The organism is Bacillus sp. z33 (assembly GCF_058313615.1).
The window spans coordinates 742,177-763,860 of sequence record NZ_JBZFQN010000002.1 but is presented as its reverse complement, the minus strand read 5'-3'; the positions used below and the strand labels follow the sequence as shown (position 1 = coordinate 763,860).

At 38.1% G+C, this 21,684-nt stretch carries 18 protein-coding genes; all 18 read right to left on the bottom strand.

From position 1 onward, the window contains the following. Window positions 1-365 precede the first annotated feature (365 nt). Window positions 366-1,445, bottom strand: coding sequence for a BMP family lipoprotein (locus tag AC4G3L_RS10760; protein ID WP_491076947.1), 1,080 nt, complete (start codon window positions 1,443-1,445; stop codon window positions 366-368). 712 nt (window positions 1,446-2,157) lie between these two features. Then, window positions 2,158-4,485, bottom strand: a complete 2,328-nt coding sequence (locus AC4G3L_RS10755) for a DNA translocase FtsK (RefSeq protein WP_491076946.1) — start codon at window positions 4,483-4,485, stop codon at window positions 2,158-2,160. A 106-nt stretch (window positions 4,486-4,591) separates the two neighbouring features. Next, window positions 4,592-4,804 (bottom strand): YlzJ-like family protein, encoded by a 213-nt coding sequence (locus tag AC4G3L_RS10750; protein ID WP_491076945.1) that lies wholly within the window; start codon window positions 4,802-4,804, stop codon window positions 4,592-4,594. Window positions 4,805-4,817: 13 nt separating this feature from the next. Beyond that, window positions 4,818-5,516: a ClpP family protease gene (locus AC4G3L_RS10745; protein ID WP_491077193.1), complete on the bottom strand. Its 699-nt coding sequence runs from the start codon at window positions 5,514-5,516 to the stop codon at window positions 4,818-4,820. A 937-nt stretch (window positions 5,517-6,453) separates the two neighbouring features. Next, complete coding sequence (locus tag AC4G3L_RS10740; protein ID WP_491076944.1) at window positions 6,454-6,900, bottom strand: GNAT family N-acetyltransferase; 447 nt, start codon at window positions 6,898-6,900, stop codon at window positions 6,454-6,456. A 185-nt stretch (window positions 6,901-7,085) separates the two neighbouring features. Beyond that, window positions 7,086-8,753 carry a ribonuclease J gene (locus AC4G3L_RS10735; RefSeq protein ID WP_491076943.1) on the bottom strand — a complete coding sequence of 556 codons (1,668 nt, stop codon included), beginning with the start codon at window positions 8,751-8,753 and terminating at the stop codon, window positions 7,086-7,088. Between the two features lie 333 nt (window positions 8,754-9,086). Next, window positions 9,087-9,962 carry a 4-hydroxy-tetrahydrodipicolinate synthase gene (dapA, locus tag AC4G3L_RS10730; RefSeq protein ID WP_491076942.1) on the bottom strand — a complete coding sequence of 292 codons (876 nt, stop codon included), beginning with the start codon at window positions 9,960-9,962 and terminating at the stop codon, window positions 9,087-9,089. 27 nt (window positions 9,963-9,989) lie between these two features. Next, complete coding sequence (dapG, locus tag AC4G3L_RS10725) at window positions 9,990-11,243, bottom strand: aspartate kinase (RefSeq protein WP_491076941.1); 1,254 nt, start codon at window positions 11,241-11,243, stop codon at window positions 9,990-9,992. Between the two features lie 73 nt (window positions 11,244-11,316). Beyond that, window positions 11,317-12,360, bottom strand: a complete 1,044-nt coding sequence (gene asd / locus AC4G3L_RS10720; protein WP_491076940.1) for an aspartate-semialdehyde dehydrogenase — start codon at window positions 12,358-12,360, stop codon at window positions 11,317-11,319. Between the two features lie 181 nt (window positions 12,361-12,541). After that, the gene (dpaB, locus tag AC4G3L_RS10715) at window positions 12,542-13,135 is read right to left on the bottom strand and encodes a dipicolinate synthase subunit B (RefSeq protein WP_491076939.1); all 594 of its coding nucleotides are present in this window, start codon (window positions 13,133-13,135) and stop codon (window positions 12,542-12,544) included. Between the two features lie 2 nt (window positions 13,136-13,137). Further along, window positions 13,138-14,034: a dipicolinic acid synthetase subunit A gene (gene dpaA / locus AC4G3L_RS10710; RefSeq protein ID WP_491076938.1), complete on the bottom strand. Its 897-nt coding sequence runs from the start codon at window positions 14,032-14,034 to the stop codon at window positions 13,138-13,140. Window positions 14,035-14,154: 120 nt separating this feature from the next. Next, complete coding sequence (locus tag AC4G3L_RS10705; protein ID WP_491076937.1) at window positions 14,155-14,412, bottom strand: YlmC/YmxH family sporulation protein; 258 nt, start codon at window positions 14,410-14,412, stop codon at window positions 14,155-14,157. Window positions 14,413-14,568: 156 nt separating this feature from the next. After that, on the bottom strand, window positions 14,569-15,798 hold the full coding sequence (locus tag AC4G3L_RS10700; RefSeq protein WP_491076936.1) for a M16 family metallopeptidase: 1,230 nt from the start codon (window positions 15,796-15,798) through the stop codon (window positions 14,569-14,571). A 109-nt stretch (window positions 15,799-15,907) separates the two neighbouring features. Beyond that, window positions 15,908-16,867: a polysaccharide deacetylase family protein gene (locus AC4G3L_RS10695; protein ID WP_491076935.1), complete on the bottom strand. Its 960-nt coding sequence runs from the start codon at window positions 16,865-16,867 to the stop codon at window positions 15,908-15,910. Window positions 16,868-16,992: 125 nt separating this feature from the next. Beyond that, window positions 16,993-19,107, bottom strand: coding sequence for a polyribonucleotide nucleotidyltransferase (pnp, locus tag AC4G3L_RS10690; RefSeq protein ID WP_491076934.1), 2,115 nt, complete (start codon window positions 19,105-19,107; stop codon window positions 16,993-16,995). A 206-nt stretch (window positions 19,108-19,313) separates the two neighbouring features. Continuing rightward, window positions 19,314-19,583 carry a 30S ribosomal protein S15 gene (rpsO, locus tag AC4G3L_RS10685; RefSeq protein ID WP_066100335.1) on the bottom strand — a complete coding sequence of 90 codons (270 nt, stop codon included), beginning with the start codon at window positions 19,581-19,583 and terminating at the stop codon, window positions 19,314-19,316. Window positions 19,584-19,714: 131 nt separating this feature from the next. Further along, entirely contained in the window at window positions 19,715-20,653 is a 939-nt protein-coding gene (gene ribF / locus AC4G3L_RS10680) for a bifunctional riboflavin kinase/FAD synthetase (protein WP_491076933.1), read from the bottom strand. 42 nt (window positions 20,654-20,695) lie between these two features. Continuing rightward, entirely contained in the window at window positions 20,696-21,622 is a 927-nt protein-coding gene (truB, locus tag AC4G3L_RS10675; RefSeq protein WP_491076932.1) for a tRNA pseudouridine(55) synthase TruB, read from the bottom strand. Window positions 21,623-21,684 lie beyond the last annotated feature (62 nt).

Here is a 21,684-nt window from a genome sequence, read left to right as displayed (position 1 = left end):
TGTAAGCGGTCTTTTATCCGATTTTTTCCATAACGATATGCTAAATCCCGCGTCAAATCTGGTTTTTTCAACAAATAAGTCTTTTTTCCTACAATTAATGTTTATATATTATAAATATTCTGTTAAAGTGTAAATTTAAGGTGATTTGCATTTAGCGTGTTTTGGAAAATAAAATAATGATATACACATATAGTCATTCTCTATTTGCTCATCCCGGTACTTTCCAAAGAATATTCCAGACTAGAATCGCCATATGTTATTACATACTGAGGTACATAATCTTTTGACATTTTGGATCTTACCATAAAAAGATTTTCTTCTTCAAAAGATAAAGGGATAAGGATCTAGGTCCTTATCCCTTTATCTTATTTAAAGAATACATCTAGTTCTTTTTGAGTAGACGGTACTTTTATTTCACCATTCTTAATTTTCACTTTGTAGTCATTGACAGTCTTGATGATATCGTCAGATAAGTTATCGGTAGTCGGTGCGATATCTACTCCGTTAGCTTCAAGTCCAAATTCAACGGTTTCACCTTTAGGGAAGTCACCATCCATTGCACGTTTTGAAATTTCCTGAACAGCCAAGTCAACACGCTTAATCATTGAAGTTAGTGTGACATTCATGTCTGTTCCGCTAATTTCACCTTCAGCTGCTTGATCTTTATCTACACCAATCACCCATATCTCTTTATCTGGATTGTTTTTCTTGATGTTTTTCGCTTCGGTAAAGACTCCTTTACCACCATTTCCTGCTGCATGGTAAATGACATCAATGCCCGATTTATACATTGCTGCTGCAGTTGCTTTGCCAAGTGACGCATCACTGAAACTTCCTGTGTATTTTACTTGTACTTCAGCATCTGGATTTACTGTTTTAACACCGGCAATAAAACCTTTTTCAAATTTTTGAATTAGCGGGTTCTCCACTCCACCTACAAAACCAATTTTGTTGGACTTTGTTTGCATCCCGGCAATAACACCTACCAAGAATGAACCTTCATGCTCTTTAAATGTAATACTTGCGACGTTATCAGCATCAACTACTGCGTCAACGATAGCAAATTGTGAATCAGGATTTTGCTCTGCTGCCTCTTTGATTGCTTCCTCCATCGTAAAACCAATACCATATATTAAGTTAAAGTTTTGGCGTACTAATTGGTTCAAGTTTGTTGTATAATCTGCATCAGATTCAGATTGCAAGTAGTTATAACCGTCTTTTCCTTTTTCCAAACCGTTCTTTTTACCGAAAGCTTGCAATCCTTCCCATGCAGATTGATTGAATGATTTGTCATCTATCCCACCTGTATCACTAACCATCGCCACGGTGAAATTATCCTTGTTCGAACCACCATCATTGCTTTCCTCTTTGTTTCCACAGGCACCAAGAATTGTTCCTGCAGCTAATAAAAGAGACAAAGCTAATCCAAATTTACTTTTTTTCAACATAATGCCTCCTAAAAAATATTTAGTCAGTGCTCCATATAGTATGAGCTTCTTTACTTCCTTTTACGCAGAATAATCTGCTTGAATAAGATCTCATTAGTTATATCAACCCTTGTTATCATAAAATTTACACATTGCCAATTCGCAGGGTAACGAGTATAAATCATGACCTCATATCAACATGAAATCCGTTGCTGCATATGTATTTCAATATTTCAGTAATATAAGTACCTTGGCAACTGTAATTGTATGATCTGACCTTGTACAAGTATTTGCTCTGATATCTAAGCGAACTATTCAAAAGCAATTCTACATACGATTCCCTGACCAATCATAATTTAACATGGATTTGTGTAAAAATAAATAGATATTCCAATATAATTAATCGCATCATTTCCCATAAGAATTAAACTTTAAAAAAATATATAAACCATCATATATCAGAAATAACAGACTTTTTTTCAGGTAAATATTATTATTATTTTAATATATATTATATTAAAATAATATATACCTTTATTACCTATAATTATTTAGTTCTTCCTTATCCTTGGTTGAGATAACCGCCTACTTATTATTTTACAATTCAGCTTAAATACCAATTACATCCGTATGCTTACCAAATACACGAAAAATTGATTACAGTGCTAATAGTTTGGATCCTTTACAACTAAATTAAGTAAAAAAATGGAGCAGCATTAAGCTGCTCCATTTACGAATTCATAGCCTGATCATAATCTTTAGGGACTAATACATTCCTTGGTTTACTTCCTTCGTACGGCCCGACAACGCCCTGAGCTTCCATCTCATCAATCAAACGGGCAGCCCTTGTATATCCAATTCTGAACCGTCTTTGCAGCATCGAAACAGAAGCTGTTTGCATTTCCGCAATTAATCTGACGGCTTCATCATATAATTCATCCGTTGATACACTCACAGTTTCTAATACTTCATCCGGTATCATATTTTCTTGATATTGGGCTTTTTGTTGAGTTATCACAAAGTTTACTACATCTTCAACCTCCTGATCTGATAAAAAGGCACCTTGGACCCGTACAGGTTTTGATGCACCTACAGGAAGGAACAACATATCTCCGCGACCAAGAAGCTTTTCTGCCCCACCCATATCCAATATGGTTCTTGAATCAATTTGGGAGGAGACACTAAAAGCAATCCGGGAAGGAATATTAGCTTTTATAACTCCTGTAATAACGTCTACAGATGGCCGCTGAGTTGCAATAATTAAATGTATACCTGCAGCCCTTGCCATTTGCGCAAGTCTTGTAATGGCATCTTCCACTTCACTGGAAGCTACCATCATTAAGTCAGCCAGTTCATCCACAATCACTATAATGTATGGCAATAATGGATTTTTCTCGCCTTCTTCTAAATTTTGTCTCGTTACTAAGTCATTGTAACCCTCAATATTCCTGGTTCCAGAATGAGAAAATAACTCATAACGTCTTTCCATTTCCATAACGACTTTCTTTAATGCCTGAGCAGCTTTTTTCGGATCGGTAACGACAGGTGCCAATAAATGAGGGATTCCATTATAAACATTTAACTCCACCATTTTTGGATCAATCATCATCATTTTCACTTCATGCGGCTTTGCTCTCATCAATACACTTGTTATAATTCCGTTAATGCAAACACTTTTCCCACTTCCTGTTGCTCCTGCTACGAGTAAATGAGGCATTTTGTTTAGTTCAGCTGAAACAGCTTCACCAGATATATCTCGTCCTAAAGCAATTAATAATTTTGAACCGCTTTTTTCGGATGGCTGTACTTCAAGCACTTCTCTTAAAGAAACTATGGCCACCTCTGAATTTGGAACTTCTATCCCAATCGCTGATTTACCTGGAATTGGGGCCTCAATCCGTATATCTTTGGCAGCTAATGCAAGTGCCAAATCATCTGATAACGAAACAATTTTACTAACCTTTACACCTACATCAGGGTGTACCTCATACTTAGTTACAGCAGGTCCCAAATGAACTTGAGTCACCCTAGCTTTAACTCCGAAACTTTTAAAAGTACTCTCTAATTTCTCTGCATTAGTATGTATTAGTTCATATTCTCCACTTTGATCTGTCTTTTTAGGTGAACGCAGCAATGAGATTTTAGGAAGTTTATAGTCCACATTTTCAACTTCTGTAAAATTCATATACGGTACAGGATCAGGGATTACTTCCGTACGATTGCCTGGTTTCAATACCTGGTCATCACTTTTCTTTTCATCGGTTTCCTGGTCAGAATATGCCCGATCTGCAAAATTCGAAATAATTCGTTCTTCAAGTGTATCTTCATTTTCAATAATTTTTCCCGATACATCTAGATTAGCGGAGGTTTGTACAGATTCTCCATCGCTCTTTTCCTTTTGCTTTTTATTCTTCACTGACTTAGGCTCGCGGATATCTTTCAAAAATCCTTTCCACTGACCCGCCATAAACTTTCCGCTTGAACCCATTATCTTACCGATTGGTTCGCTAAATCCTTTACCAGTAATTAGAATTAAACCTGCAACGATCGATAAAAATGAAATAAATTTACTACCTGCATCTGCAAATAAAAAATGAAAGACTGCATAAAGGATTGCACCTATCATCCCACCACCAAGGTCTGTTGTACTGGCTGTTCCCTCTAGTTCCATCCAAAAGATTTCCCAGGTATTTAGTATTACACTTGGTTGCATAAATCCATTATTAGAGGACAAATGTTCAAATAAGATAGTATGTGAAGAGAGTAATATCGCTAAAATAATAAGATATAATCCGACGAGCTGTCTTTTAAAAAAGAAAGGAATCTCTCTTTTCCACATTAAGAACACACCGAAGGCCATTAAGCCAAGAAGAAGCAAAATGTACCATTCACCCATAAAAAACCTTGAAAGAAACACGAATGAAGTGCCTACAGCACCAAGCTTTGCCATCGCAATCGCAGAAAATCCGAATATCGCCAATCCTGTTATTTCATATTTCAATGTCGACTTTATTTGGTCACCTTTTCTGGAACGAGATTTCTTTTTTTTCTTACTCATTCGATCACCCGTATTTCATATAGAATTAAAAACGAAAAGAAAGCAGCCGACTTGGCTGCCTTTACACCGTTCACCCTATTATAGCATATATAAGGACTACTGACTGCTATTCAAGGTTGATAATTACCGCACCAGGCGCAAGGTTCTCAGATAAGTAATCATTGGGATCTGTGCTGATAATCCGATTAACCTTTACTGCCCCATTAGGTAATCTTTCCCCAATAAATGGAACACCGTCTTTCTTAAACATCTCCAGACTATTTTGATTTAAATCTTCATTAACAAGAGTTTCAAGAGGCATGATTGTATAATAAGTCATCTTAGTTTTCCTTTCATTGCTCTTTGATCATCTCATTTAGCTTAGCAATAGCGGCACCAATTCCGCCCACCTCATTAATCAACCCTGTTTTAACAGCATCATCTCCCACTACATTTGTCCCTATATCCCTTGCCAGGTTCCCTCTCGCAAACATTAAATCCTTAAAAGTTTCTTCACTAATATCTGAGTGCTTTACCACAAAATTTACAACTCGATCCTGCATTTTATCTAAGTATTCAAATGATTGCGGAACTCCTATAACCAAACCCGTTAAACGGATAGGATGGATTGTCATTGTAGCTGTTTCCGCAATAAAAGAATAATCACAGCTTGTGGCAATAGGTACCCCAATACTATGACCTCCCCCTAAAACTATGGATACAGTTGGTTTAGATAATGATGCTATCATCTCAGACATTGCAAGACCAGCCTCAACATCACCACCAACCGTGTTTAAGATAACTAATAAACCTTTAATATCAGGGTTTTGTTCAATCGCGACTAGTTGCGGGATAATATGTTCATACTTTGTTGTCTTATTTTGAGGCGGCAATTGCACATGTCCCTCAATTTGCCCAATAATCGTTAAACAATGGATCGTAGAATCCTTTGGCATCTGCGGTACAATTGTTTGTCCTAAAGATTGTATTTTATCAACAAGCGCACTGGCGGCCCCTGTTTTGTCACCAACAGACTTTTCCTCAGACGGCATCTCTACCTTTTTATCCAATTTGTAATCCCCCTCTTAAAAACACTCATCCTTTTAATAGTATGTACAGAGGGAGAATTTCCATTCAGGAGTATAATCATAGATAAATCTTATTTGAACAAATAAAAGAATCCCCCTTTATGAAGGATTCTTAGGAAACCGTTTAGTTTAACACCTTAGGAGACTCAACCATGCATCAGCTGATTTAACATTTATTTTTTCCGGTACTATTCGTGCTTACTATATCAGCTGAAATGTGTTTGTTCCGTCTTTATAAAGGTTTCTTTACACCTTTACTATTACACTTTGAAAACACACTGCCTATATTCGGTTATGGGTTACTCAAACCTGTTTATCGATTTCTAAAGATTATGTGGAGTGAACTAGCCAATTCCTCTCTCATCTAAATGTGATCATCACCTTGCCTTTTTGATTATCATTAGCTAAAAACGAACAATTAACTCCACCCTTCTTATAAATATCCGACGAAAGGATTTTGGTTAAGCATATTCAGACTTTTATCCTGACAACATTCACAATACAGTATAATCAGTCTTTCAATTCATTCCCGTTTGAGTTACTTTCAATTCATTCCTAATGCATAAACACACTATCACATTTTGTTGAAGATTCCCATAATCTTTGTAGAAATAGCTTTCCAGGAATAAATCATACATCGTTCTTGCTTAATACGTAAACCAAATTCTTATTTCTTAAGCTTTCCTTTTTACGGAACGAACACTATATGATTGAGTCACCTGAAGTGTTAAACTTTATTGTTTCCTCCTTTCTTATTTATATAATACCCATTTCCAAAAGAATAAACCGCTTTCAATTATTTTTTTTGATATTTTTTTAACCTGCATTTCCGTCCATTAATACCCAATTATTTAACTGATTGAAATAGATAAAAGCGGCCCTGTTTAAAGCCGCCTTATCACTATACCAATTGCTTTTCATAATACGTTATTTCTTTTCCCTTACTCATTCTTTCCTTAAAGGATGAAAATCCGCTTCTCTCCCAAAAATGTCTGATTCTCTCATCTGTGCTCCAGACATTCAAGCAGATTTTCTTGAATCCGCTATTTTTAAATGCCTCTTCCAACTCATAATAAGCTGCGGTTCCATAACCAAATCCTTGATAATCAGCATGGATTATGAACAAATTGATTGATACGAGCATCTCCTCTGGTTCTTCCTGATAGCAGGTTAGTCCAATATAGGTATCCTCAACTTTGATTAAAAAAGAACGATTATTTGAAGACAAGTATTCTAATACATACTCTTCTATAGGCATTTTGCCATTTTCTAAACAAGATGAATTGGAATGTATCATTTCTCTCGCAATATATAGATTCTCTTCAACTACTTCTTCAAATGTAATCATTCTATACCACTCTCCTATTCTTGGTTTAGCTTATGTTCACTTCTAACTGGCTACTGAGTATTACGAATGAACAGATTATCAGAAATCCAATTTTCTTTTACCATTTCAAGTATTTATTATTTGTACGCATTGAGTATCTGAATATGAAAAATGACTATCCAGCGGATAGCCATTTTCATTCTACTTTATACTTCCATAATAATTGGTAAAATCATTGGACGACGTTTTGTTTTTTCAAACAAATAATGATTCAAATTATCACGGACCTCCTGTTTCACTCCAGCCCAGTCAAAATGATCTTTTGCCGTGTTTTTCACAACAATTTCACGTACTATATTTGTTGATTGTTCCATCAATGATTCTGACTCACGGACATAAACAAATCCGCGAGAAATGATTTCAGGACCGGCAACGATACTTTTATCCGAGCGGCTCAATGTCACAACGACAATGAGGATCCCATCCTGGGATAATAAACGTCGGTCACGCAATACAATATTCCCTACATCACCTACGCCGCTTCCATCAATTAATACATTGCCTGCTATCACTTTTCCTGCACTTTCCATTGCCTCATCTGTAATTTCAATGACTTCCCCATTTTCAGGTATATGGATACGGTTTTGTTCAAAGCCAATCGATTTAGCTATGCGCATGTGCGCAATAAGCATCTTATAATCTCCCTGAATTGGTATAAAGTATTTAGGCTTCATAAGGTTCAACATCATTTTCAGCTCTTCCTGGCTCCCATGGCCAGAAACATGAATTTGATTTTTACCAGCTACTACTTTTGCGCCCGCTCTATATAACAAATCAATGGTCCGGGACATAAGTAGTTCACCGCCGTGAACAGGGTTAGCGGCCAATAATACGGTATCACCTTGTTTAATATTCACTTGTTTATGAGCGTGCTTAGCCATTTTTTGTAGTGCATCAAATGGTTCACCCTGCGACCCGGTTGCAAGGATGATAATTTCCTTATCCTCATGCTGATCTATTTGAGTTATTGGGATTAAGACATCCTCATGTACATCTAAATAGTTAAATTCTAAGGCAATCTCCAATACTTTTTCCATAGATTTACCAACTATTGCAACTTTTTTGCGATTATCGTAGGCAGCATTTAACACTTGCTGAAGACCATTAATATTAGACGCATAACAAGCTACAATGATTCTGCCCTTGGCATTGTAAAATTCATCTGACATATGTCTTGCAACCAATGATTCAGATGGAGTAAAACCAATGCGTTCAGCTCCTGAACTATCTGATAAAAGACATAGCACTCCCGATTCACCGATTGCTGCCATTTTGCCAATTTCCGCCTTATAGAGTCCTTGTGCAGCCTGATCGAATTTAAAATCACCCGTATAAACAATAGCACCATCTTTTGTTTCAATACAGATTCCAACAGAATCAGGAATGCTGTGGTTTGTTTTAAAAAATGTGATGCGTGCAGAGGAAAAACGCAGAGAAGTGTTTGAATCTATTACTTCAAAATCAACATTTAATTGATCGTTTATCTCCGCAATTTTCGATTTCGTTAATTCTATACTTAATCTTGTACCGTATACAGGCGCATCCAATTCTTCAATAATATAAGGCAATGCACCAATATGATCCTCATGGCCATGTGAAAGGAAGATTCCCTGTATTCTTTCTTTATTTTCGATAAGGTAAGAAATGTCCGGAATAACAACATCTATACCCAGCATTTCAGTCTCTGGGAACATCAAACCGGCATCAAGAACAAATATATCTTCGTCCACTTCAACGAGATACATATTCTTGCCGATTTCTCCTGCTCCTCCCAATGCAATTACTTTGATTTTCTGTCTAATTTGTTTTACCAATTTATTGTTCCTCCTGTTATTAACTGCTCGTCCATTTTCCAGTTGAATCCATTATAACTGATAGTGTAGTGGCATGCCACTGCCACACCCTTTTCGAATATATCTATTTATTCTAACTTGTAACATTATTTACAATAAAACCATTTTAATGTCCAGTATGTGCCTAAACTTCATGCTTTATATTTCACTGCTTTATATCACAAAAGTTCCAATGTCCTTCTGGTTAGATAATATGAAATAAATAAACCCAAATATGTATAATATAATCCAATAGATAGATAAGCCAATTGCAAAGAATTGGCTTACCCCATCAGACTTGAAAAATAGATAAACTTAATTAAGCATGTTTAATAGATTTATTAATGTACTACGTTCAGCTTCATTAAGAGGCACAAGCGGCAATCGGACAGATCCCACGCTCATCCCCTTGATTTGTAAAGCTGTCTTGACAGGAGCAGGACTTGGCGCCATGAATAATCCCTCAATGACAGGAAGCAACTTCTGATGCATTTTGGCCGCTTCAGCAATTTCACCATCAAAGAAATACCCAATCATTTGTTGTATGTCACGTCCAACGATATGAGAAGCCACCGAAACAACACCTGCCCCTCCGATAGAAAGTACCGGAAGTGTTAATACGTCATCGCCACAATATAATTCAAAATCAGCCGGTGTATTGGCAATGATTTTAGTCATTGCATTTAAATCACCGCTTGCCTCTTTCACTGCGACAATATTTGGAATCTTTGCCAGGCGAATAACCGTTTCCGGTTGAATATTTGTTACCGATCTTCCTGGTATATTATATACCATTACAGGCAGTGATGTAGCTTCAGCTACAGTCTTGAAGTGCTGATACAGCCCTTCCTGGTTTGGTTTATTATAATAAGGAGCTACAAGCATAATCGCATCCACACCGGCAGCTTCTGCCTTTTTCGTCAAATGTATGGATGCATACGTGTTATTTGAGCCTGTTCCGGCTATAACAGGGATCCGTTTATTAACAATTTTCACAACATATTCAAATAGAGCTATTTTTTCTTCTGTTGATAATGTAGGAGATTCTCCGGTAGTTCCTGATATCACCAATGAATCTGTTCCTGTCTCAATTAAATAATCAATTAATTTTGCTGTCTTAACAAAATCTATATTCCCTTTATTATCAAAAGGGGTTACCATTGCGGTGGACACACGTCCAAAAAGACCCATTCTACCACTTCCAATCCCTAAATTTTATTATTCAGCCATTTCTCGCCATTCAGTTAGATGTTCATCCAGTAAATGGAGATTAAACGCATCATGTAAAGCATTTACTGCTTCAACTAAATCTTTTTCTTTAACCAATACCCAAATTGTAGTGTGACTATCTGCCGATTGCAGAATCTGTATTCCACGTTCGGACAGCGGAGTGACAATTTTTGCCGTGACTCCAGGCACTCCAGTTATTCCGGCCCCAACGACAGATACTTTGGCACAGTTTGGTTGCACGCGAGGCTCATAGCCTAATTCATGTAATACTGCTATCGCTTTATCTGCGTCCTTATTAGAGACTGTATATACAGTACCATTCGGGTAAATATTGATAAAGTCTACGCTTATTGCCGAATTTGCCATAGCTGTAAAGACTTCAGTCTGCAAATTATACTGGTTTTCTTTGGCTTTTACTTTAATCTGAGTAATATTATTCACATGTGCAATACCTGTAACAAGACGTTCCTGAATATCGCTGCCGCGCCGGTGTTTCGGGTGACCTGTCACCAACGTCCCTTCACCTTCAGAATAGGTTGAACGGATTCGCAAAGGAACTTTAGCCTGCATCGCTATTTCAACCGCTCGCGGATGAATAACTTTAGCGCCTTGATATGCCATATTACATACCTCTGTATAGGTTACTACAGACAAAGGTCTGGCTTGCTCGGCGATACGGGGATCTGCTGTCATGATGCCTTCCACATCAGTGAATATATCAACATAGTCAGCCTTTAATGCGGCGCCAAGGGCTGCAGCAGATGTATCACTGCCTCCACGGCCTATTGTTGTTATATCCCCATTTTCAGCTATCCCCTGAAAACCGGTTACAACGACAACGTCTGATTTAGCTAATTCATCAATCAGTCTATCGGTCTTCATTTCCATGATTTTCGCATTTGTATAATCAGTATTCGTTCTGAAACCGGCCTGTCCTCCAGTTAAAGCAGTTGCCTGTATACCTTCTTCAAGGAGCATATTGGTAAATACAACCGCTGAAATAATTTCCCCGCATGATAATAGCAAGTCCTGCTCGCGCTCTCCCAGGTGCATTCCGTTTTCATTCACAAGTGAGAGCAATGAATCTGTTGCATATGGATCGCCTTTTCTTCCCATTGCCGATACAACTACTACTATTTTATATCCTTTATCTAAACCTCTTCTAATATGTTGAAACGCATACTTTCTGCTTTCTGCATCCTTAACAGATGTACCGCCAAACTTTTGAACGATGATTTTCACTATTCCACCCCAAAATTGGCCTTCATATTTAAAGAATAATAGGAAGGCCAGAATATCTTATATATATCCTTGATTATACAAGACCTAATCGGACTAGGCTCTCGGCGATCTGGACAGAATTCCATGCAGCCCCTTTTAAAAGGTTATCTGATACCACCCACATATGGAACCCGCTCTCTTCGTCCAAATCTTTCCTAACTCTTCCAACAAACACTTCATTTTTTCCAACGCAATCTGCTGGCATGGGATAAACCTGATTGGCAGGATCATCCTGCAGGACAACTCCTGGAGCATCCATTAACAATCCTTTTATTTCCTCAGCACTGACACCGTTACTTTCAATTTCAAAGTACACAGATTCAGAATGACCCACTGCAATAGGAAGGCGAACACAAGTAGCAGCAACCTGCAGGGAAGGCATATGCATAATTTTTTTCGTCTCATTTATCATTTTCATTTCTTCATACGTATACCCATTATCCTCAAAGATATCTATCTGAGGAATAGCATTAAAAGCGATCTGATGATGTTTGTCTGCACCTTTAACAGGTAATATAGATGGGTTAACGGCCCTGCCGGCTAAAATGTCGCCTGTTTGCCTATTTAATTCCTCAACAGCTGCTGCACCTGCACCGGAAACAGCCTGGTAGGTGGAAACAATAACTTTTTTAAGTCCGTAAGATTTTCTAATTGGTTCAAGTGCTGCAACCATTTGGATAGTCGAACAGTTCGGATTCGCAATAATTCCCTGATGCTTATGAAGATCTTCCTCATTTACTTCAGGAACTACAAGCGGGACATTCTCTTCCATACGAAATGCACTTGTATTATCCACAACGATGGCACCTCTTTTAACCGCCTCTGGAGCTAGTGCTTTTGATATACTTCCACCCGCACTGAACAGAGCTATATCGACCCCTTCGAAGCTCTCTGGCTTAGCTTCCTGTATCGTTACGGTCTCACTGTTAAATTCAACTTGTTTACCAGCAGATCGAGAAGAGGATAACAGACTTATTTTTCCGATAGGGAATTTTCTTTTTTGTAGTGTTTCAATCATTTGCTGTCCGACGGCCCCAGTGGCCCCCACTACAGCTACATGCAATTTTTTTTCATTCATGGATGTTTCCCCTTCCTATAATTTCTGTATTTGTCTAACTGTAAACTGCAACAGTAAAAGTAGAAATGTTGTCAAGATTATTTTTATATTTATTTATAAAAGGGCAACATTCTTTTCAGAACAATGAATATATTCTTCTTTAAAATATATCATAACATGTCATTTTTTTAAATCATCCACATTAATCTCTGTATCTTTCAATTATAATAGGCTGGACTTGTTTAGCTTCTAGAGCATATTCCACCGTCTCTAATAGACTCTCCATTCTGGCCACCATTGAATTTGGTTTTTTTAAGGGGTCATCCTGGCCAAATGGAATAAAGTATATATCTTTAGTACTTAGCAATCTCATTAAATTCACACCATTTAAACCAAGTGCATCATTTGTTGAGATCCCGAGTACAACCGGACGATGATTCCTAATAGTTGCTTTGGCAGCCATTAGTACTGGTGAATCATTTTGTGCATTTGCAAATTTACTCATCGAAACACCAGTCATTGGCGCGATTACCATACAATCCAATGGAAATTTGGGACCTAAGGGCTCTGCATCGACAATGGTATCGATCACTTTTTTGTTTGTCAGTTTTTCAATTTTCGCTATCCAATCTTCACCTTTGCCAAATCTCGTATCCGTATTTTTAACCGTATAACTAACAACCGGAACAACCTCTGCCCCAGCGTGAACCAGTTTTTCAATTTGTGGATAGACTTCATCATACGTACAGTGGGATCCTGTTAATCCGAATCCTATTCTCAATCCCTTGACATCCATTATTATATCTCCCTTCCATTTCCTAAATCATCCAGAAGTAATTGGCCCAGTACATTAGCCATAATTTGGCCAGCCGTTTTAGGTGCCACTATTCCAGGCAATCCAGGTGCTAAAATAGCCTTTATTCCACGTTTTTCTGCATATCTGAAGTCTGTCCCGCCCGGTTTCGATGCTAAATCAATAATCAATGTTCTTGTTGGCATTTTTGAGATGATTACGGCTGTAATAATCTTATGAGGCACAGTATTTATACAAATATCAACATTTTCAACAATAGATTCCAATTCTGTTAATAGAAAAGGAGTCAAACCCATTTCCGTTATTCTGGCTATATGTTCTGATTTACGGGCACCCACACGAACTTTGGCTCCAAGTCCATGAAAAGCTCGGGCCACACTCATCCCGACTCTCCCCAATCCAAGGACTAGCACATTAGACCCATGAATCGTAAAATCTGTATGCTGAATAGCCATCATTATTGTCCCTTCAACGGTGGGAATGGAATTGTATATAGCTATATCATCCCGTTCAAATAATTGGACTAATTTACGATTTGTCTGTTTCGTTATATTGTTTAAGTAATCATTGCTAATACCCGAATAGATTGTACAATGTTCCGGTGTTTCTTTTAAAAAAGCTTCCGTGAGGATGATTTGTCTGTTTGAAAAAATAGTATCCAGCTTCCCATCCATATTTGTACCTGGAACAGGCAAAATAATGGCATCCAGCTCTTTAACAGGCAAATCTTCCAGACTTTCCTTAACTGCTCCCGTGTAAGCATGTGCTAATTGTTCAAAACCTGTTAAATACACCTTTGCATCCAACTCGGTTAATTTGCGAATCACTTCAAGCTGCCTGGCATCTCCACCGAGGACGGCAATATTCATTCCTGTGAGCATGGAAGATTTTCACCTTCTTTATTTTATAAAGATCAATTCATTCAATCTCATAATATGAAAAGTAGAAGGCATCGGTGATAAAAACCGGGACCAACAAAAAAAAACGCACCTTGGCGTTTTTTAAGAATCCGTTATTGTATTTTCATTAGGAATATCTATGATGATCATATCCGTACCTATTGTTTGTATATGACTCCAGCGGACGCGTACTTCATTTCCATTTTTTCTGAATCCAAACCATTTACCCGATGGGATTAAAAGAGCAGTAATTTGACCGGATAATTCATCTATCTCAAGGTCTGTTTGGCCAAGTACCCCTAATCGTTCTGCTTTTTTAACATCCACAATCTCTTTGCCGCTTAATTCACTCAGCTTCATTTAGGCCACTCCTCTTTCATTTGCTTACTCTAAACTATATGAAGGGGTGGCATACTTTTAGAAGAGAAAGTTAATCCGGGTACTGCCTAATAATAAATAAAAAAGCAAGCCTGCTAATAATCCAATGGATTAAAAGAAGGCTTGCTTTTTTATTATTTATAAGTTCCACTTATCTTGCGGCCCAACTAAAGCCGCTGCATAGGAGTCAGTAAATATATCTTTGATGCAATCATTTACACTGTTAACAGAAACAGCATCAATCAATTCTACAATATCATCGAGGGAACGGTGTTTTCCCAGTAAGAGCTCATTTTTACCATTACGGCTCATTCGGCTGTTTGTGCTTTCTAAACTTAACATCAGACTGCCTTTCAGTTGCTCTTTGCAATTATCAAGTTCTTTGCCGGTAATCCCTTCATTGCGCAATTCATTAAGAGTGTCCTGAATCGTATTGAATAGCTCCTGGACCTGATTGGCACCAGTTCCGCCATAAATAACAACCACACCATTATCCTGATAGGAAGTATGGTAGGAATAGACACTGTAAGCAAGCCCCTTTTCTTCACGCACATTCTGGAATAAACGGCTGCTCATCGATCCGCCTAATACATTGTTAAGCGTTATTAAGCTGTAAATTTTTTCATTTCCTATATCATAACCGTTAAAACCAAGACATAGATGGGCTTGTTCGGTATCCTTTTTTCTAACAATCTTATTCGTATGGAAGGTTGGAATTTCCAATTCAGGCCGCGCTGTCCCGCCCTCATAACTTCCAAATAACTTTTCAACCTGTTTGATAAAACTCTCATCAACATTGCCTGCAACGGAGATAACGACCTTATCTGGAGTATAGTGATTATAAACATACTGTTTCAATGTCTCCGGGTTGATTGTATCCAGAATTTTTTCTGTGCCTAAGATTGGGTAACCAAGTGGATGTTTTTCAAAAACAGCCTGGCTCAGAATATCATGAACAATATCATCAGGTGTATCTTCATACATTTTGATTTCTTCACCAACAACATTTTTTTCTTTTTTTAGTTCCTCTTCGGCAAATGTGGAATTGAAGAACATATCCCCCAGAACATCCAAAGCATATGGCGCATGATCATCCAACACTTTGGCATAGTAGCACGTATATTCTTTAGATGTAAAAGCATTCACCTGACCGCCAATCCGATCAAATGATTCCGCTATTTCTTTCGCAGTTCGGGTAGTTGTCCCTTTAAAAAACATGTGCTCCAGAAAATGAGAAATGCCATTGTTTACTTGATCTTCATTTCTTGAACCAGTTTTGATCCAAACCCCGATTGCCACTGAACGAACAGTAGGGATGGTTTCCAAAACTATACGGACACCGTTTTGACATGTATATTTTTTTATCAACAAACGTTCCTCCTATTCATGATGTCCCCTTTTTCAAATATACCTAATATGTATACACTTTTAACAGCATAGAGAAATCTTTCCGGCCCTTATGGGTACAGGAAAGTCTTCAGGGGCTTACACGTTCTTCTTTGAATGCCTCACTTACAGGCACGATTTTATATTCCTTCTCAATCTTCTTAATTAATATATCCAAAGATTTTGATGTTGATTCTGTTGGGTGCATAAGAATAAGAGCACCTTTATGTATATGGTCTAGAACCCGTTTTGTCAGTACTTCTGGTGTTGGTTTTTTCCAATCCACTGTATCAACTGTCCAGAGAATAGTTTCCATACCAAGGCCGGCTGCCACTTGAACTGTCCGATCGTTATAACTCCCGCTCGGAGGTCCAAATAATGTCGGCGTATGACCCGTCACTTTTTGAATCACTCGGTTCGTTTCCTGGATTTCCTTTTCGGCAGCTGCAGCTGATAAATGTTGCATATTTGGATGAGTATATGAATGATTCCCCAACTCATGCCCGGATGCTGCTATTTTTTTGGCAAGTTCAGGGTTGTTTTTTACCCATCGTCCTTCCATTACAAATGTAGCATGGATTTTAGACTTTTTCAAAGTGTCCAGCATTCCTGCAATATATTCATTGCCCCAAGCAACATTAATGATAAACGATACGACAGGTTTATTTGGGTTTGCACGATAGATGGGTGAGGGTGACAAGTCTTTCAAATGGACTATCGGGCTGACTTCTTTGTAGACGAGTTGATTTTCCTGGAATTTCCCTTTAGGTTTCATCTTCTTATACGACTTCTCTATGTCTACCTGAATTCCATTGTACCCCGGAGTTTTCTTCCAGACCCGATCAATCACTGCATCAACAGGCTCCTGTTTGTATCTTTCAGCGGCCTGTTCAATTTGTTGGTAAAGTTCATCATTTGCATTTGTGACATAAGCAACCATTCCATTCGGAATGCTTGTCACATATTGGTTCATAAAAGGACTTTGCACCAACATCCATGATATAACGCAAATGGCACATAATGCAAGGAATTGGAACATTTTTTTATCCATAGCTTCTCCTCCTCACACAAAATGTATGAGTGGATAGGACAGGTTAGAACTATAGGGATTTATTAACAAAAATGAACATTGTTAAAAGACTAGGAAACCAATGTCTCCTAGCCGACTCGTCATGCTTATTTTTGTTCTGCTTTTTCTTTTTCTTCTTTTATAACTGCTTTACGTGATAGGTTAACTCTTCCTTGTCGGTCAATTTCAGTAACCTTAACAAGAATTTCATCACCAATTTTCACGACGTCCTCTACTTTGCCAACACGTTCTTCTGCCAGTTCAGAAATATGGACAAGACCGTCTTTTCCTTTAAAGATCTCAACAAAGCATCCAAATTTCTCAATACGTTTCACCGTACCAAGGTAGATTTGGCCAACTTCAACTTCGCGAACTAAATCCTCAATAATCGCTTTTGCTTTTTCATTCATTGACTGATCAGTGGATGCGATATAGACCGTACCGTCTTGTTCGATATCGATTTTCACGCCGGTTTCTTCAATAATTTTATTGATTTGTTTTCCGCTTGGTCCAATAACATCTCTGATTTTATCAGGTTTAATAGCCATTGTTAAAATCTTAGGCGCATATTGAGAAAGTTCTTCACGAGGTTGGTTCAATGTGCTCGTTAGGTGATTCAAAATATGGTTTCTTCCTTTTTGAGCTTGCATTAATGCTTCCTCTAGGATTTCACGAGTCAGACCAGCAATTTTTATATCCATTTGTAGTGCAGTTACACCTTTTGCGGTACCTGCCACTTTAAAGTCCATATCACCCAGATGATCTTCCATTCCTTGGATGTCTGAAAGAACGGTATAATGTTCTCCTTGCTTAATGAGACCCATTGCAATACCTGCTACCGGGGCTTTGATTGGAACTCCGGCATCCATCAATGCTAACGTACTGGCACAAATACTTGCCTGAGAGGTAGATCCATTTGATTCCAGCACTTCGGATACAAGGCGGATTGTATATGGAAAATCATTTTCATTAGGAATAACCGGTTCAAGTGCTCTTTCACCAAGTGCTCCGTGTCCGATTTCACGTCTGCCTGGTCCTCTGATTGGTCCTGTTTCTCCAACACTGAAATGCGGGAAATTATAATGGTGCATGAAGCGCTTAGACTCTTCAAGGCCAAGCCCGTCCAATATCTGAACATCTCCTAATGCACCCAGTGTAGCAATAGAAAGGGCTTGAGTTTGTCCACGAGTAAATAATCCGGAACCATGAGTACGAGGTAATAAGCCAACTTCAGAGGACAAAGGACGAATTTCTTCAGGATTTCTTCCATCAGGACGTACTTTTTCTTCTGTAATTAAACGGCGGACCTCATCTTTTACCAATTTACTCAAGATTTCATTTACTTGTTTGAGCGTCTCTTCATCCGCTTCTTTTTCTTCGTAAACAGCCTTGACTTTTTCTTTTACTACTTTAATCGCATCTTCACGAGCGTGTTTTTCTTGTACTTGCACAGCCGTGTGCAATTCTTCTAAACACATTGCTTTAATTTCTTCCATCAACTCAGCATTTAATTCATATAGAGTGATTTCACGTTTTTCTTTACCGACAGCTGCTACAATTTCATTTTGGAATGCAATCAATTTTTTGATTTCATCATGTCCAAACATAATTGCTTCCAGCATTGTTTCTTCAGGCACTTCCTGCGCTCCTGCTTCAACCATGTTAATGGCATCCATTGTCCCGGCAACTGTCAAATGAATGTCACTATTTTCAAGCTGTTCAATCGTTGGGTTAATAACAAATTTGCCATCAACTCGGCCAACAATTACACCGGCAATTGGTCCTTCAAATGGAATATCAGAAACACAAAGGGCCAGTGAAGATCCAAACATAGCTGCCATTTCCGTAGGACAGTTTTGGTCTACACTAAGAACCATGCTCACTACCTGTACATCATTACGGAATCCATCAGCAAATAATGGACGGATTGGACGGTCAATTAGACGGCTTGTCAGAACTGCCTTCTCACTTGGTCTTCCCTCACGTTTAATAAATCCACCAGGGATTTTTCCTACTGCGTATAATTTTTCCTCATAGCTTACTGTTAATGGGAAAAAATCTAAATTCTTTGGTTCCTTTGAAGCTACTGCTGTACTTAGAACGGCTGAATCGCCATAACGAATTAACGCAGCACCATTAGCCTGTTTCGCTAATTGGCCGATTTCTACCGTTAATGGACGTCCTGCCCAATCAAAAGAAAATGTGCGTTTTGTTTGCTCCATTTCTTCATTGCTCCTCTCTGCTTACAATAATCTTACAAAATTTATCCTGTTTCTCATCATTTTGACAAGATCTGTTGGATTTCAATCAAATTAATATTAGTATACTCCATAGTTGTCGAGTTAAAAAGCGACAATACCTTCTAACTTTTATGATCTCCTCTATGTATAACAAAAAAGCGGGAAAAATCCCGCTTTTTCTGAGTAGTTTATCGACGTAAACCAAGCTTGTTGATTAGTTCGCGATAACGTGTAACGTCTTTATTACGCAAATAAGTAAGTAAGTTACGACGTTTACCTACCATTTTTAAAAGACCGCGACGTGAGTGGTGGTCTTTCTTATGAGTGCGTAAGTGTTCGTTAAGTGTGTTGATTTGTTCAGTAAGGACAGCGATCTGAACTTCTGGAGAACCAGTATCGCTCTCATGAGTTTTGTACTCATTAATGATCTCATTTTTACGCTCTTGCGTTAATGCCATCCTAATTCACCTCCTAATTTTCAAATCCCCTCGTCCTGAGCGAGCGTTGGTGATGCGCTTAGCCAAGGAAAGGTTCTATTCATACGATAATTAGAATACTACGTTCCTGTAAAAAAAGCAAGTGCTTAGTTTTAACCAAAATATTCTATTGCGAATTTTTTATCATTTTTAAGCTGAGCAACCAGGCCGTCCACGGAACTAAATTTTTGTTCACTCCGAATACGTTTATGCCACTCGACAATGACTCTTTCTTTATAGATATCAGCTTCAAAATCTAACAAATGTACTTCTATAGTCGGTATTTCTTCTTTTTCCAAATGGAAAGTAGGTTTATAGCCTACATTACATATACCATTATACCAATTACCACGCACCTTCATACGTACGCAATAGACACCGGTCCCTGGAAGATAATAATCCGGATCAATCTTTATATTAGCAGTGGGAAAACCTAATAATCTTCCGCGTTTTTCCCCATCCACAACACTTCCTTTAACCGAGAAATGTCTGTTTAGTAATTGATTGATAGTTTCGGTATGACCGTTAATCAATTCTTCGCGAATTCGGGTTGAGCTAATTTTCTCTTCTCCAAGATCCTGTTTTGATACCGTTGTGACATCAAACTTATCTTTTGAATGAAGCGGCAGTGTTTGCATGGTACCTTTTCCATATTGCCCATAAGAATAATCGAAACCGGCAACCACATGTTTAATATTGAGTGATATTAAGTAATCATCGACAAATTGTTGTGGTGAAAGACGTGAAAAATCAGGCGTGAATTGGACAATAAAGAGATAATCCAATCCCATATTCTCCATTAAATCTATTTTATCCTGCAAAGGTGTTAAGAGCCTTACATGCTTGATATGTTTATTCAAAATGACAGATGGGTGGGGATCAAATGTCATCACTGCTGTCGCCAACCCTTTTTTTTCTCCAATTCGTTTAACCGTTTCAATCACCTTTTGATGGCCGATATGAACGCCATCAAAATAACCAAGAGCTGCTGCTATTGGCGGAAAGTCTCCCCAATGATAGTTATGGGGATGAGTAATATTGATTATTTTCATCTTTATTCCCCTCTGAATTCAATCTCCATAATCATTATCATACTATATAAATGGAATAACTTTAACCGGTTTACACATACCTTTTTTCTCAGGATGGTGCTGATAAACAGCCAATAGTTCATGTCGGTCATTAAATACGGCAAACGGACTTTCCATATTCCCTGCAGATAAATAGTCGGCTGTCATGACAGCACCGTTACAAACCTTTTCCGCAGCCTCTTTTGAGACTTCAATATATGGCAGATTGACAACACCATCTTCAACAGGTTTCAGTACTTCGTTAACGGTTCCCTCCTCCGCATGAACTGCCAGCTCCTCAAGTGTAATAGCATCGGTCAAGGTGAAAGATGCTGAACGCGATCTGACGAGCTTAGACATATGCGCAGGATAGCCTAATTGATCTCCTATCATACAGGAGAGGGTTCGGATATACGTTCCTTTACCACAGGCAACCCGAAAAGAAAAGGTAATGGAATCACCTTCAAATAGCTCTCTGTCGTCTAAGAGCTCAATTTCATAGATATTTACCTTACGTGACGGGATCTCCACTTCCTGTCCCTTTAAAGCATACTCATACAGTCTCTTTCCATTCACTTTGACAGCCGAGTAAATAGGCGGAGTCTGAACAATTGTTCCTGTAAGTGAGTTTAAAATACGGATAATTTCAGCACGTTTAATTATCCGCTCAATTTTTTTCTGATTTACTATATCACCAGAAGCATCTTCAGTGGTTGTTGACCAGCCAATAGTCACTTCACCTATGTATTCTTTACCAGCATCCGTTATGTACTCAGCTACCCTGGTTGCCTTTCCTAGACATATAGGTAATACTCCGGTCACATCCGGATCCAATGTTCCCGTATGTCCAACTTTTTTCATTCTCAGTATTTTCCTTACTTTGATAATACAGTCATGTGACGTATATCCTGCTGGTTTATTGAGAATCAGGATTCCATTTAACTGACTCATCGCTATCACCCTAGTTCTCCTAAAATTTTTAATATAAAAAGGGGATAGACATTACGTCTATC

What these genes read in the sequence shown, in the direction of transcription:
- AC4G3L_RS10755 (WP_491076946.1), bottom strand. Translation starts at nt 4,485, where the DNA reads ATGAGTAAGAAAAAAAAGAAATCTCGTTCCAGAAAAGGTGACCAAATA.
- AC4G3L_RS10750 (WP_491076945.1), bottom strand. Translation starts at nt 4,804, where the DNA reads ATGACTTATTATACAATCATGCCTCTTGAAACTCTTGTTAATGAAGAT.
- AC4G3L_RS10745 (WP_491077193.1), bottom strand. Translation starts at nt 5,516, where the DNA reads ATGCCGTCTGAGGAAAAGTCTGTTGGTGACAAAACAGGGGCCGCCAGT.
- AC4G3L_RS10740 (WP_491076944.1), bottom strand. Translation starts at nt 6,900, where the DNA reads ATGATTACATTTGAAGAAGTAGTTGAAGAGAATCTATATATTGCGAGA.
- dapA (WP_491076942.1), bottom strand. Translation starts at nt 9,962, where the DNA reads ATGGGTCTTTTTGGACGTGTGTCCACCGCAATGGTAACCCCTTTTGAT.
- asd (WP_491076940.1), bottom strand. Translation starts at nt 12,360, where the DNA reads ATGAATGAAAAAAAATTGCATGTAGCTGTAGTGGGGGCCACTGGGGCC.
- dpaB (WP_491076939.1), bottom strand. Translation starts at nt 13,135, where the DNA reads ATGGATGTCAAGGGATTGAGAATAGGATTCGGATTAACAGGATCCCAC.
- dpaA (WP_491076938.1), bottom strand. Translation starts at nt 14,034, where the DNA reads ATGCTCACAGGAATGAATATTGCCGTCCTCGGTGGAGATGCCAGGCAG.
- AC4G3L_RS10705 (WP_491076937.1), bottom strand. Translation starts at nt 14,412, where the DNA reads ATGAAGCTGAGTGAATTAAGCGGCAAAGAGATTGTGGATGTTAAAAAA.
- AC4G3L_RS10695 (WP_491076935.1), bottom strand. Translation starts at nt 16,867, where the DNA reads ATGGATAAAAAAATGTTCCAATTCCTTGCATTATGTGCCATTTGCGTT.
- pnp (WP_491076934.1), bottom strand. Translation starts at nt 19,107, where the DNA reads ATGGAGCAAACAAAACGCACATTTTCTTTTGATTGGGCAGGACGTCCA.
- rpsO (WP_066100335.1), bottom strand. Translation starts at nt 19,583, where the DNA reads ATGGCATTAACGCAAGAGCGTAAAAATGAGATCATTAATGAGTACAAA.
- ribF (WP_491076933.1), bottom strand. Translation starts at nt 20,653, where the DNA reads ATGAAAATAATCAATATTACTCATCCCCATAACTATCATTGGGGAGAC.
- truB (WP_491076932.1), bottom strand. Translation starts at nt 21,622, where the DNA reads ATGAGTCAGTTAAATGGAATCCTGATTCTCAATAAACCAGCAGGATAT.